Here is a 12,195-nt window from a genome sequence, read left to right as displayed (position 1 = left end):
GATAAGTAGCAATGGCTAAACCAAAAAAAGTCGTACGTACAAAACGTCGTGACCGTAAAAATATTGAAGCTGGTGTGGCACACATTCGTTCTACGTTCAACAATACGATCGTAACAATCACGGATACACACGGCAACGCAATTTCTTGGGCAAGCTCCGGTGGTCTTGGATACCGCGGTTCGCGTAAATCCACACCGTTTGCTGCACAAATGGCTGCAGAATCAGCTGCTAAAGCAGCTATGGAACATGGTATGAAGACGGTAGAAGTATCGGTTAAAGGCCCAGGCGCAGGCCGTGAAGCTGCCATCCGTTCCTTGCAAGCTGCAGGGTTGGAAGTTAGCATGATCAAAGACGTAACTCCAGTTCCTCACAATGGCTGCCGTCCGCCAAAACGTCGCCGCGTATAATTTACGTGTGTGGCTAACGTGTCGTTTATAATGACGCCTGTTGGGAATAATGGTTGTTTAGGCATACTGCATGAATCGACCGACCGTAGGTGTTTAATGGTTTAACGCCAGCGACGTTTTGAAGGAGGGTTATATAGTGATTGAGATCGAAAAGCCGAAGATTGAAACCGTTGATGTCAATGAAGAAGGTACTTACGGTAAGTTCGTAGTCGAGCCGCTTGAACGTGGCTACGGTACGACACTTGGGAATTCCCTGCGCCGTATCTTGCTTTCTTCCTTGCCAGGTGCGGCAGTGACTTCTGTGCAAATTGACGGCGTACTTCATGAGTTCTCTACAATCCCTGGTGTCTATGAAGACGTAACAGAGGTTATTTTGAACCTGAAGTCCCTTTCACTCAAAATTCACTCCGATGAAGAGAAAATTCTCGAAATCGATGCTGAAGGTGAAGGGGTAATTACTGCCGGAGATATTCGCGCGGATAGCGATGTGGAAATTTTGAACCCGGATCTTCGCATTGCTACATTGTCACAAGGCTCCCGTCTCCATATGCGTATTTATGCGAATCGTGGCCGTGGCTTTGTCCTTGCAGATCGCAACAAGAATGAAGATCAACCTATTGGTGTCATTCCTGTTGACTCGATCTACACACCAATCTCTCGTGTAAATTACAGTGTAGAGAATACGCGTGTAGGACAAGTGACGAACTACGACAAGCTTACGCTTGAAGTATGGACAGACGGAAGCACTCAACCAGAAGAAGCAGTTAGTCTTGGTGCGAAAATTCTTACAGAGCATTTGATGCTCTTCGTAGGATTGACGGACGAAGCGAAAGATGCGGAAATCATGGTTGAAAAAGAGGAAGATAAGAAAGAGAAAGTGCTTGAGATGACTATCGAAGAGCTTGATCTCTCTGTTCGTTCCTATAACTGCTTGAAACGTGCAGGCATTAATACTGTTCAAGAGCTAATTACGAAGACGGAAGAAGACATGATGAAAGTCCGCAACTTGGGCCGCAAGTCTTTGGAAGAAGTTCAAGAGAAGCTTGAAGAATTAGGATTAGGCCTTCGCATGGAAGATTAATCGGGACTTGGCTTAGAAGGAGGGGAAACATATGGCATACCAAAAGTTGGGTCGTGATTCCAGCGCTCGTAAAGCGTTGTTCCGCGACTTGGTAACTGATCTGTTCTTGTACGAGCGCATTCAAACAACGGAAGCTAAAGCGAAAGAAGTTCGTTCTATCGCTGAGAAACTTATCACGTTGGCGAAGCGTGGTGACTTGCATGCACGCCGTCAAGTGGCTGCATTCGTTCGTCGTGAGACTGTAGATGGCGAGAAAGATGCAATCCAGAAACTATTCTCGGATTTGGCACCTCGTTATGCTGAGCGTCCAGGCGGTTATACGCGCATCATGAAATTGGGTCCTCGCCGTGGCGATTCCGCGCCAATGGTTTACTTGGAACTAGTTGACCGCGCTTAATAGCGGTAAGATGCATATGATATAGCGCAATAACGCAGCATGAGCAGCGTGGAAGAAGGCTCCCTCGAGGAGCTTTTCTTTTTGTGTATATCGTAGACCGGAGGGAAGTATGCGAAATATCGGAATGACTGTGTCTTATGATGGTACTGCATATAGCGGCTTTCAAAGACAGCCTGATCAAGACACGGTTCAAGGACGAATCGAAGCAGCGATTACGAAGCTTACGAGCGATCAAATTACGATATCGGCATCTGGGCGTACGGATGCGGGTGTACATGCTAGGGGACAAGTGTTCAACTTTCATACGACATCCGCTATTCCGATCGAACGCTGGGTACTGGCGATGAATTCTAGGCTGCCTAATGACATTGTCGTTCAGGAAGCTTGGGAGGCACCGTTGGACTTCCATGCTCGTTATTCGGCGAAGGTAAAGACGTATCGTTACACCATTCTAGCAGAACGTAACCCGGACTTATTCCGACGTTTATATGAGTTCCATCATCCGCGTCCACTTGATATCGAGGCAATGCGGAGAGGAATAGCTTATTTAGAAGGTGAGCATGACTTTACATCTTTTACATCGCCGAAGTCAACGAAGCAATCCAATGTTCGCACGATATTTCGCTCATGGGTGGAAGTCGAGCATGCAGGAAGTGATGAAGCTGGCCGTGGTCGGATTCATTTGTTCTTAAAAGGTAACGGATTCTTATATAATATGGTGCGAATTATCGCAGGGACGATGATGTGGGTTGGGGAAGGCAAACTACGTCCTGAGGATATTCCAGCTATTATGAAGACTCATCATCGTGATGCTGCAGGGCCAATGGCCGTAGCACATGGTTTATTGCTGTGGAGTGTCGAATATGATGGGGAAGAACGAATCTAAAACTTTATAAAGAACAAAAACGACTTGCAAATTCGAGCTTTGTATTGTAAAATAAGATTTGTGTTTCTTTATGGCTTCCCACGGCCCCCAATAAAGAAATGCGCTAATGCAACAGCTAACATTTAAATGTAACAGATTGAACGATATATACGGTTTTTGAATTAAAGCGAACAATGAACTTGTTAGGAGGATGTTTCATGCGTACAACATACATGGCGAAACCAGCTGAAGTAGAGCGTAAATGGTTCGTTATCGACGCTGAAGGTAAGACGCTTGGTCGTCTTGCTACTGAAGCTGCGGCACTTATCCGCGGTAAGCACAAGCCAACATTCACACCTCATGTTGACGGTGGCGACTTCGTAGTCATCATCAATGCTGAGAAAATTGTTTTGACAGGTAAGAAACTGCAAAACAAAAATTACTACAGTCACTCCCTCTACTCCGGTGGTTTGAAAGTGACTCCAGCTCACGAAATGCTTGCTAAGAAGCCTGAGCGTATGCTTGAACTTGCTGTTCAAGGAATGCTTCCTAAGACTCGCATGGGTAACAAAATGAAGCTTCGCGTTAAAGCATATGCTGGCGCAGCTCATCCACATCAAGCACAACAACCAGAAGTTTACGAACTTCGCGGATAAATAAAAGGGAGGACAGTTTCATGGCACAAGTACAATACTATGGGACAGGTCGTCGTAAGCATTCCGTAGCGCGCGTTCGCCTAATACCAGGTGAAGGCCGCATCGCAATCAACAAGCGTGACCTTAATGAATACTTCGGTTTGGAAACATTGAAACTTATCGTCAAGCAACCATTGAACCTTACAGAAACAATCGGCAAATACGATGTTTTGGTATTGGCTCATGGTGGTGGTATCTCTGGTCAAGCAGGCGCAATTCGTCACGGTATTTCCCGTGCATTGCTTAAAGCAGACCCAGAACTTCGTCCTGCTTTGAAGAAAGCTGGATTCTTGACTCGTGACCCTCGTATGAAAGAGCGTAAAAAATACGGTCTTAAAGCAGCTCGTCGCGCACCTCAGTTCTCCAAACGTTAATATTGGATTACAATGGGTATCAAACCTCTTCTGTGTTTACACAGAAGAGGTTTTTTGCATACTTTAAATCAAACCCCAATGATCTTCCCCTTCAAGAGCATGATCACTCGTGGATCCCAAGGCCAAATCAAGTTTATTCGTTATCACGAACAAGCCCTTTAACCCAAAATAAGAAAAAGTTATAGCTAAAACGCCTCAATTAGTCAAAAAATGGATTGACTTTGCTTAAAATCAAACTATACTTATTAAGTATATAAAACACACCTAAATACTAGGAATTTAAAGATGGTGGAGGATGCGGTAATGAACTTATTGGAGAAAGAAGCTTTAATAGCTGAGAAGGCTGAGTTATTTGAAACGTCTAGCCCTGAAGAAATCATTCGGTGGGCAATAGAAACGTTTCCGAATATAACGTTTGCATGCAGCTTTGGGGCAGAAGATGTCGTTCTGGTTGATATGGTACAGAAGATTAGTCCTTCAACTGATATTTTTTACCTCGATACAGACTTTCACTTCGAAGAGACCTACCACACTCGCGACCAAATACAATCTCATTACAACTTAGAATTTGTACGTGCAGCACCAGCAATTACTCCAGAACAACAAGATGAGCAGTTTGGAGCTGAATTATGGAAGAGTGATCCCAACAAATGCTGCAACATCCGTAAAGTAGAACCTTTAACACAAATATTAAGCAAATACGATGCATGGATTACTGGTATTCGCCGTGATCAAGCACCTACTCGTGCTAATGCTAAAAAAATCGAATATGATACGAAATTTGGCCTTGTAAAGTTCAATCCTATTGCACATTGGACTTGGGAAGATGTGTGGGCATATATCCGTAATAATAATATTATTTACAACCCACTTCATGACAATCACTATCCGAGTATCGGCTGCTCTCATTGCACAAGACAAGTTATGCCTGGCGAGGATCCTCGTGCAGGACGTTGGTCAGGAACAGGCAAGGTAGAGTGTGGATTGCATAAGTAATACGATACGTTATAAAAAAAGTAGGGAGGAATAGAAGCATGACAGCAATACCTGCACATGGAGGATCATTAGTGGATCTTCGTGTATCTAATACAGAACGAGAGGCACTTCTAACGCAATTACAACACGCTCCAGTCATTCCGATAAACCGTTGGACCATATCTGATCTTGATTTAATCGGTGTAGGTGCATTTTCTCCTCTAACAGGCTTTCTCAATGAAGGGGATTATCGCAGTGTTGTAGATCGCATGAGACTTGCTGATGGTACGGTATGGAGCATTCCGATTACGCTTGCGGTTGATGCCAATACAGTTAAGCTTCTATCAGTTGGTAAGATCGCTGCTCTAGTTGGTGAAGAGGACGGTATCACATATGGCTCTATTCAAGTAGAGTCCATTTATACAGTTGATCAGAAGCATGAAGCTGTACAGGTATTTAAGACAGATGATAGTGAACATCCTGGTGTACAAAAATTATTTGAACGTCCTAATACGTATGTTGGCGGAAGCATACGCCTGCTTGAGCGCCCCCAACCCGATCGTTTTCAAGAGTATTATTTTGACCCAGCAGAAACGCGCAGGCTATTTGCAGAACGAGGCTGGCGTACAGTAGTTGGTTTCCAAACTCGTAACCCGGTGCATCGTGCACATGAATATATTCAGAAAAGTGCAATGGAAATCGTAGATGCATTGTTCCTTAACCCGCTTGTTGGTGAAACGAAGTCAGATGATGTCCCTGCAGATGTTCGCATGAAGAGCTACGTTGCTTTGCTAGAAGGTTACTATCCTAAAGATCGTACATTCCTTGGTGTATTCCCAGCGGCTATGCGTTATGCGGGTCCACGTGAAGCGATATTCCATGCGATTGTTCGCAAAAACTACGGCTGTACTCACTTTATTGTAGGTCGTGATCACGCAGGAGTAGGTGATTACTATGGAACGTACGAAGCTCAAGAGATATTCAAGAACTTTGAAGCGAGTGAGCTTGGTATTTCTCCATTATTTTTTGAACACAGCTTCTTCTGTACGAAATGCGGCAACATGGCATCAAACAAAACATGCCCACATGGCAAAGAAGATCATTTAACTCTGTCAGGAACCAAGGTTCGTGCCTTACTGCGAGATGGTATTTGCCCGCCACCAGAATTCTCACGTCCTGAGGTTGCGAAAATACTTATTGAAGGCATGGCTATAGAACCAACAACCGTATAAGGAATTAATATCGAAAATAACCGAAGGACATGCGTAGTATATTTGTCCACCACTGCCCATATAGTGATTAGAGATGCTATTGGAGCGGAGGTGGGCTTTTTCGTGTGGAACGACAACAATAAACCGCGGAGAACGCGTTTTTTATCTATTAATCTGGGTTCAATGAAACAATGGTTTATTTGTTTGGGCCTATTTGTATTGGTTATTGGATTGCTAATCTCTGAGGCGCCGTCCAAGAAAAGTTGGAATCAATGGTCGCTTCCATTGTCAGGTAAAGTGATTGCTATTGATGCTGGGCATGGAGGAGCAGATGGAGGCGCAGTAAGCAAACAGGGGATTATCGAGAAGGATATTAATCTGTTAATTGCTTTATATTTGCGGGATTACCTACAGCAAGCAGGAGCTGTTGTTTATTTGACGAGAGAGGCTGACCACGACCTTGCCGATCAAAGTACGAAGAAAATGGCGAAAAGAAAGTCCGAGGATTTACAGCGCAGAGTAGCTTTTGTAGAGAAGAAGAAGGCAGACGTATTTATTTCAGTTCATATGAATAGTATCACTTCGAATCGTTGGCGGGGGGCCCAGACGTTTTATTCAAACCATGTTCCAGATAATGAAGCGTTGGCTAAGTTTATACAAGCAGAAATACGTCGCAATTTAGAAAATACAGAACGTGTGGCAAAATCGGATGATAGAGGGCTGTATTTGCTCAAGTCTGTAAATGTACCTACTGCACTTGTGGAGGTTGGCTTTCTTTCTCATCCGGATGAGTCCAGGATGTTGGCGGACAGTGCATATCAGCGCAAAGTATCCGCTTCCATTTATAAAGGAATTCTTCGTTATTTATCAGGAGAAAAGCTTGGTAAAGATTAACGGTGTGCTATAATAAATGAGGATGAAGGAAACATCGCACAAGCATTTGAGCGCATAGAGACGAGGTGCATCTTATGATAACAAGAGAACAATGCTTAGACCTGTTGCATGGATTGCAAGAACCGATATCAGGAAAAGACCTTATTGAGCTGCAATGGATACGGGATATTATGGTCAAACCTGAGCAAGTGGCACTTACGATTATACTGGCACCGGATGGGGCTAGCGATTCTATACGTGATGAATTGACAGCGCAAATTAAATCAAAGCTAGTCAGCGGTGGAGTTGCGGATGTTCATGTGCGAATTCGTTTAGCATCTGATCAAGAGATGACGGCTGCTGGCTTGGGTCATCGGACTACTGCTGGATCTGCGAGTCAGGGGAATGCTGAACGTGGTTCAAATTCCGGACAATCTACCCCTCAAGGGCACGGAGCTGGTCTAGAAGTGCTTAGTCCATTACTATCGCCTTCCTCGAACGTTGCATTTATTGGTGTAGCAAGCGGCAAAGGGGGAGTGGGGAAATCTACTGTCACTGTAAATTTAGCTGTTGCACTAGCAAGACAAGGTAAGAAGGTTGGTATCATAGACGCCGACATTTACGGCTTCAGTGTACCTGATATGATGGGGATTGAAGACAGACCCGTTATTCAAGACGAACAAGTCATTCCGATCGAACGCTTTGGTGTTAAAGTAATGTCGATGGGCTTTTTTGTAGAAGATAACAGTCCAATCGTTTGGCGGGGACCTATGTTAGGCAAGATGCTGCGCAACTTCTTCCAAGAAGTTAATTGGGGAGAGCTTGATGTTGTGCTTATCGACTTACCACCAGGTACAGGAGATATCGCATTAGATATTCATCAGATGATTCCGCAAACGAAGGAAATTATCGTAACAACGCCACATTCCACGGCTGCGTTTGTAGCGGCAAGAGCAGGGGCTATGGCAATAACGACGAAGCATGAAATCATTGGTGTTGTTGAAAATATGGCTTACCTAGAGTGTGGAGCATGTGGGGATAAGCAATATGTATTCGGTCGTGGCGGTGGCGGTAAATTAGCCGAGGCGCTGCACACGTCTCTGCTAGCTCAGATTCCATTAGGGGCGCCAGAGAACCATCCTTCGGAGCCGGATTTCTCACCTTCTGTATATCGTGAGTCACATCCAATTGGGCAATTATACAATGAATTGGCACAGCGTTTAATTGATAATGGTGTTGTATCTTAGTTGACTAATTGACTAAGTGAATAGCGCAACTTATATAAAGAAGCGGACCAATATGGGTCCGCTTTTGTCATCCTGTAGAAGTAAGTAGTACAAAGAAAATCGTACCCAGAGTTATTGCCCACCTTTTTGACCTCCGCCTCCACCACTGTCAGAGCCGTCTCCTTCACTTGAGCCACTATCTTCTTTCTCACTAACTCCGCCTTCACCACCTTTTTCTTTTTTATTCTCTTTAGGCTGGAGCTCTTCTTTTACTGCTTTTGTCATCATATCCATTACCTCTAGTTTAAATAATGGACTATTCATCGCATCTTTCATTAAAGCCATTAATTGTTTACGGTATTCAGGTGATTTTGTAACTTCCAAATAAGCATTCATGAGATCAGGTGATTTCAAAATATCGCCTACAGCTTTTTGATAAGTAGGGTCTTTAATTAAATCCTTATGAATTTGTTTGTCTTCTTTACTGATGGTTTTAGCGAACTCCCCGGCAAACTTAGGGTCCTTCATAATCTTTTCAATTACCTTTTCGTAATCAGGGGACACGAGTGTGTCTTTAACGGCAAGTCGGATTTGTTCCTCCTGTTGGGTATTCAATGTTTTCATCTGCATGGAACTTCCGCCGCCGGATTGAGCAGATTCAATTGCTTTTTGTCCTTCTTCCGTCTTTAAAATATCTACAACCATCGACTTTAGCTCTTTATACTCCACTTTATTTCCTGATGATTGTGGCTCTTGACTGCATGATGTAGCGACAAGCATAAGTACAATACAAGCTATACCAAGTCGAATAAATCCGGATCGCATGTACAGGTCTCCTTTCAACGTGCTGTCAGTAGGGATCGGTTACAGAAGCACCTTCATGTAGTATGGGGAAAAAATTATGAATTATGTTCGATAACGATAGTCTTTTGCTGATAACGCTGGTAAAATATGAATATTGCGGAGGTGGAGCAGCTTGAATTTAAAAAAATGGTCTTACTTATTCTGGACGACACTTTGTCTGGGTGGGGCAGTTATGTTGATAACAGGCTTGTCCATGCAGCTTTATCAACAGGAATTGTCCAATCTTAGAGGTCCTGCAGATGTACTAATGAACATTTTTCAGCTTATTTTAAGTGGCTTTACAATTAGTGTATTTGCGCAGATGGGCTTTTTTGCTTATTTGACTCTTAATTTGCTTGCAAATGGAATGTTTAGACGAGCGTGGCCGTATATACAAGTTGTTCTTACGGTCATCGTTTTATTGGATGTCATGTTTTTACGTACTTTACTTGGACAAGAGCGGGATTTGATCCAAGATGTTGTATTAGGTTTAACCTTACTCGTGTTTTCCGTAGGGATTGCGATTGTAAAAATGAAAATAACAACGTCATCAGCATTGATTCCCACTTTGTTTTATATGATTGTTGGAACGACAATTGAAATGACGTTTGCATTGAACATGAGTCCAATTGCGACTTGGTTCTTGTTTATCCCATTAGTAGCATGCAATGCTTATCAAATTCTTATCCTTTCACGAGTATTGGAAGGAAGAATAGGAAAGAACAAGATGGAATTGCCCCAAGAAGCGGGATTCGCTGCAAAAACAGTAAAGAGCTGACCAATAGTGGTCAGCTCTTTATTATTGATGTTGGAAACTTACGCTCCAGCGGCATCATGAATATGCGGTTGAGGTTGCACGGGCTGGATGCTAGTGTCTTGAATCGCTTTATTATTCATCTCTGTTTGTTGGATAAGTTCTGATACGGTAACGAACTCATAGCCCTTTGCTCTAAGCTGATCAATAATGGCCGGGAGGGCAAGATGAGTTTGTTTGCACGAATCACTGGCATGGAGCAAAATAATATCGCCATTATGGGCACGATCCACAACACGTTTTACAATCGTATCCACGCCAGGATTTTTCCAATCTTGAGAATCGGTATCCCATTGGATTACTTTATAATTCATTTGATTCGCTATTTTAAGCACTCGTTTATCGAAGTCGCCGTTAGGTAAGCGGATCAGGTTAGGTTGTTTACCCGTGAGCTCGCTTAAAATGGTATGTGCTGTACTAATTTGCTTTTTGATTTCTTCATCGTTTAGACTGCTGTAATTTACGTGCTTGTGACCATGACTGCCTATTTCATAGCCGGCATCAACCATTTTTCTTACAATCTCAGGATGAGTTTTGCTCCAAGGGGAAGATAAGAAGAACGTGGCCTTCTCAAGCTTCTTCTCAGTTAAAATATCAAGTATAGGTTGTGCTCGAGTTTCTCCCCAGCTAATATCAAACGTTAGTGCTACAACTTTTTTATCGGTAGGAACACTATAGATGGCTGAAGGACTACCTTCGGAGAAGACTGTGATGTTGTCGCTCTCCACCACGACGACACCGGCTGCAAACAACGCGGCGACGATGATGAAGAAGATGCGCTTTACCTTTTTTCCGCTAATCACATAAAAACTGTTCATGCAGCGTGCGCTCCTCTCATATAACGATGCTATGATGCGTGAACTCAAGTACTTGCATGGCTTGTCACGCTTGTTTAATACACTGTATGCTTGAGTTATACATAGATATGACAAACAATCATATCCCGGAGCGGGTTATATTGTGAGTTTACGACATGAAGGAGTGAATGGATGTGTTAAGTTGGCGCTCGTTTGTACGAACGTTAGGTGAGATAAAAGGGTATATCTTGTTTTCAGCCTTTTTATTCGTTGGAAGTATAATGGTGGGATGGATGTGGACAGGATTCCACGAGTTTTTAGACAGCCAGATATCCCAGCTTGGGGAAATAGCAAAATCATTACACCAATCTGCCAATCCTATTGTGACGTTGTTTATATTTATATTTTTCAATAATGCTATCAAAGCCGTACTCGTTATGTTCTCTGGTATCGTGTTCGGAATATTCCCACTATATCTTTTAGTAGTGAATGGAATGGTATTGGGGTATTTATTCTTTGATATGCACCGCGAAGGATTGAACGTCTTTATGCAGTTTACTGTGGGAATACTTCCTCATGGTATATTAGAATTGCCAGCTATCATAATAGCTGCTGCCTTCGGTATTCGATTTGGGGTGTTGGCTATTCAGCGAATGACACGCTCTAAACGCGGTAGCGGGATGACGATCAAGGAATGGTCGAAGAAAACAGGGGCAGCTGCAGTGTGGATTACGATTATACTGCTTGTGGCAGCTTTAATCGAAAGTACAGTGACATTGTGGATTATGGAGCTTTATCGCTCAAGCATTTAGATGAAATAGTGTGGTCTTGAGAAGAAAGATAATTTTATTCAGATGATTATGTGATAAAATGATGCGAATTTGTGCATAACAGTAAAGCGGTCCATCACTTATCTAAGGTAACGCAATCCTTAGATAAGGGATTAGGGCCGCTTTTGTTCCAACATAAGAGAAATGTTTTAGTTGTTGTCAGAGGAGGATAACGTTTGTGCTAGGATTCTTATTCAACGAAAAGGAATGCAAGGAACTGGGGTATATGCTTAGAAAGGAACTTGATGAAATGCTGCTTGATCTAGGTGATAACCGTCTAGATAAAGAAGTAAGAAGAGCTATTGCTAATAGATACAGAACGGTATTTCGAATGTATGCTCGTATAGCTACGCCTAAGGATTTATCTCGTTACGTAAGGAACCATCGTATCATCCCAATGTGAAATGAATACCTCTCTTTAAATTACCATAAAGTGGACTGTATCAAATGATTGACGCGGGTTGGCATTTATGATAAATTATTTTTTGTTCCCTTCTGAACGACATTGTTCGTGAGAGGGACAAGTCATCAAGTTTCAAACAAGTCGAAAAACAACTTTTGAAAAAACTTAAAAAAAGTTGTTGACATAAAAGAAACGAAATGATATATTATAAGAGTCGCCGCTGAGAAACACGGCGGACGAGAGCGAAAGAAAATGAGTCGAAAGATAAGTGATCTGAGCGAAATTGTTCTTTGAAAACTGAACAACGAGTGAAACGTTTGATATAAGAAATTCAGCAATGAATTTCGTCAGCATTACAAATGAGCAAGTCAAACACTTTTATGGAGAGTTTGATCCTGGCTCAG

15 protein-coding genes are annotated in these 12,195 nt (G+C 42.8%); 13 read left to right on the top strand and 2 right to left on the bottom strand.

The window, feature by feature from the left end:
- The first annotated feature begins 11 nt into the window (after window positions 1–11).
- From rpsK to FPZ44_RS25895, 10 genes are all read left to right on the top strand, one after another.
- Window positions 12–407 (top strand): 30S ribosomal protein S11, encoded by a 396-nt coding sequence (rpsK, locus tag FPZ44_RS25940; protein ID WP_028595153.1) that lies wholly within the window; start codon window positions 12–14, stop codon window positions 405–407.
- Window positions 408–543: 136 nt separating this feature from the next.
- A complete protein-coding gene (locus tag FPZ44_RS25935; protein ID WP_028595154.1) occupies window positions 544–1,488 on the top strand; it encodes a DNA-directed RNA polymerase subunit alpha in 945 nt (314 codons plus the stop codon).
- A 31-nt stretch (window positions 1,489–1,519) separates the two neighbouring features.
- Window positions 1,520–1,885 carry a 50S ribosomal protein L17 gene (gene rplQ / locus FPZ44_RS25930; RefSeq protein WP_028595155.1) on the top strand — a complete coding sequence of 122 codons (366 nt, stop codon included), beginning with the start codon at window positions 1,520–1,522 and terminating at the stop codon, window positions 1,883–1,885.
- A 109-nt stretch (window positions 1,886–1,994) separates the two neighbouring features.
- Window positions 1,995–2,771, top strand: coding sequence for a tRNA pseudouridine(38-40) synthase TruA (truA, locus tag FPZ44_RS25925; RefSeq protein ID WP_144995513.1), 777 nt, complete (start codon window positions 1,995–1,997; stop codon window positions 2,769–2,771).
- Between the two features lie 197 nt (window positions 2,772–2,968).
- Window positions 2,969–3,406, top strand: a complete 438-nt coding sequence (rplM, locus tag FPZ44_RS25920; RefSeq protein WP_144995511.1) for a 50S ribosomal protein L13 — start codon at window positions 2,969–2,971, stop codon at window positions 3,404–3,406.
- 20 nt (window positions 3,407–3,426) lie between these two features.
- Window positions 3,427–3,819, top strand: coding sequence for a 30S ribosomal protein S9 (gene rpsI / locus FPZ44_RS25915; RefSeq protein ID WP_144995509.1), 393 nt, complete (start codon window positions 3,427–3,429; stop codon window positions 3,817–3,819).
- 303 nt (window positions 3,820–4,122) lie between these two features.
- On the top strand, window positions 4,123–4,815 hold the full coding sequence (locus FPZ44_RS25910; RefSeq protein ID WP_144995507.1) for a phosphoadenylyl-sulfate reductase: 693 nt from the start codon (window positions 4,123–4,125) through the stop codon (window positions 4,813–4,815).
- Between the two features lie 38 nt (window positions 4,816–4,853).
- On the top strand, window positions 4,854–6,026 hold the full coding sequence (gene sat, locus FPZ44_RS25905; protein ID WP_144995505.1) for a sulfate adenylyltransferase: 1,173 nt from the start codon (window positions 4,854–4,856) through the stop codon (window positions 6,024–6,026).
- A gap of 162 nt (window positions 6,027–6,188) precedes the next feature.
- Window positions 6,189–6,899 carry an N-acetylmuramoyl-L-alanine amidase CwlD gene (gene cwlD, locus FPZ44_RS25900; protein WP_144995604.1) on the top strand — a complete coding sequence of 237 codons (711 nt, stop codon included), beginning with the start codon at window positions 6,189–6,191 and terminating at the stop codon, window positions 6,897–6,899.
- Window positions 6,900–6,973: 74 nt separating this feature from the next.
- The gene (locus FPZ44_RS25895) at window positions 6,974–8,125 is read left to right on the top strand and encodes an Mrp/NBP35 family ATP-binding protein (RefSeq protein ID WP_144995503.1); all 1,152 of its coding nucleotides are present in this window, start codon (window positions 6,974–6,976) and stop codon (window positions 8,123–8,125) included.
- A 111-nt stretch (window positions 8,126–8,236) separates the two neighbouring features.
- Here the strand turns inward: FPZ44_RS25895 and gerD are convergent, their stop codons facing one another.
- Window positions 8,237–8,929 carry a spore germination lipoprotein GerD gene (gene gerD, locus FPZ44_RS25890; RefSeq protein ID WP_144995501.1) on the bottom strand — a complete coding sequence of 231 codons (693 nt, stop codon included), beginning with the start codon at window positions 8,927–8,929 and terminating at the stop codon, window positions 8,237–8,239.
- Window positions 8,930–9,080: 151 nt separating this feature from the next.
- Here gerD and FPZ44_RS25885 point away from each other — a divergent pair, with 151 nt between their 5' ends.
- Window positions 9,081–9,725, top strand: a complete 645-nt coding sequence (locus FPZ44_RS25885; protein WP_144995499.1) for a KinB-signaling pathway activation protein — start codon at window positions 9,081–9,083, stop codon at window positions 9,723–9,725.
- Between the two features lie 38 nt (window positions 9,726–9,763).
- Here the strand turns inward: FPZ44_RS25885 and pdaB are convergent, their stop codons facing one another.
- Window positions 9,764–10,579, bottom strand: coding sequence for a polysaccharide deacetylase family sporulation protein PdaB (gene pdaB / locus FPZ44_RS25880; protein ID WP_144995497.1), 816 nt, complete (start codon window positions 10,577–10,579; stop codon window positions 9,764–9,766).
- 173 nt (window positions 10,580–10,752) lie between these two features.
- Between pdaB and FPZ44_RS25875 the strand changes: the two genes are divergently transcribed.
- Window positions 10,753–11,370, top strand: a complete 618-nt coding sequence (locus FPZ44_RS25875) for a stage II sporulation protein M (RefSeq protein ID WP_144995495.1) — start codon at window positions 10,753–10,755, stop codon at window positions 11,368–11,370.
- 196 nt (window positions 11,371–11,566) lie between these two features.
- Window positions 11,567–11,791, top strand: coding sequence for a hypothetical protein (locus tag FPZ44_RS25870; protein ID WP_028595167.1), 225 nt, complete (start codon window positions 11,567–11,569; stop codon window positions 11,789–11,791).
- The last annotated feature ends 404 nt before the right edge of the window (window positions 11,792–12,195 follow it).

Origin of the sequence: Paenibacillus agilis, assembly GCF_007786455.1 — a bacterium.
In the GTDB taxonomy this organism is placed as follows: domain Bacteria; phylum Bacillota; class Bacilli; order Paenibacillales; family Paenibacillaceae; genus Paenibacillus_B; species Paenibacillus_B agilis.
Note: the sequence above shows the minus strand (reverse complement) of the source record. Positions and strands in the feature narration are given on the sequence as shown.

What these genes read in the sequence shown, in the direction of transcription:
- gerD (WP_144995501.1), bottom strand. Translation starts at nt 8,929, where the DNA reads ATGCGATCCGGATTTATTCGACTTGGTATAGCTTGTATTGTACTTATG.
- FPZ44_RS25910 (WP_144995507.1), top strand. Translation starts at nt 4,123, where the DNA reads ATGAACTTATTGGAGAAAGAAGCTTTAATAGCTGAGAAGGCTGAGTTA.
- rpsI (WP_144995509.1), top strand. Translation starts at nt 3,427, where the DNA reads ATGGCACAAGTACAATACTATGGGACAGGTCGTCGTAAGCATTCCGTA.
- rplM (WP_144995511.1), top strand. Translation starts at nt 2,969, where the DNA reads ATGCGTACAACATACATGGCGAAACCAGCTGAAGTAGAGCGTAAATGG.
- rplQ (WP_028595155.1), top strand. Translation starts at nt 1,520, where the DNA reads ATGGCATACCAAAAGTTGGGTCGTGATTCCAGCGCTCGTAAAGCGTTG.
- cwlD (WP_144995604.1), top strand. Translation starts at nt 6,189, where the DNA reads ATGAAACAATGGTTTATTTGTTTGGGCCTATTTGTATTGGTTATTGGA.
- FPZ44_RS25895 (WP_144995503.1), top strand. Translation starts at nt 6,974, where the DNA reads ATGATAACAAGAGAACAATGCTTAGACCTGTTGCATGGATTGCAAGAA.
- sat (WP_144995505.1), top strand. Translation starts at nt 4,854, where the DNA reads ATGACAGCAATACCTGCACATGGAGGATCATTAGTGGATCTTCGTGTA.
- rpsK (WP_028595153.1), top strand. Translation starts at nt 12, where the DNA reads ATGGCTAAACCAAAAAAAGTCGTACGTACAAAACGTCGTGACCGTAAA.
- pdaB (WP_144995497.1), bottom strand. Translation starts at nt 10,579, where the DNA reads ATGAACAGTTTTTATGTGATTAGCGGAAAAAAGGTAAAGCGCATCTTC.
- truA (WP_144995513.1), top strand. Translation starts at nt 1,995, where the DNA reads ATGCGAAATATCGGAATGACTGTGTCTTATGATGGTACTGCATATAGC.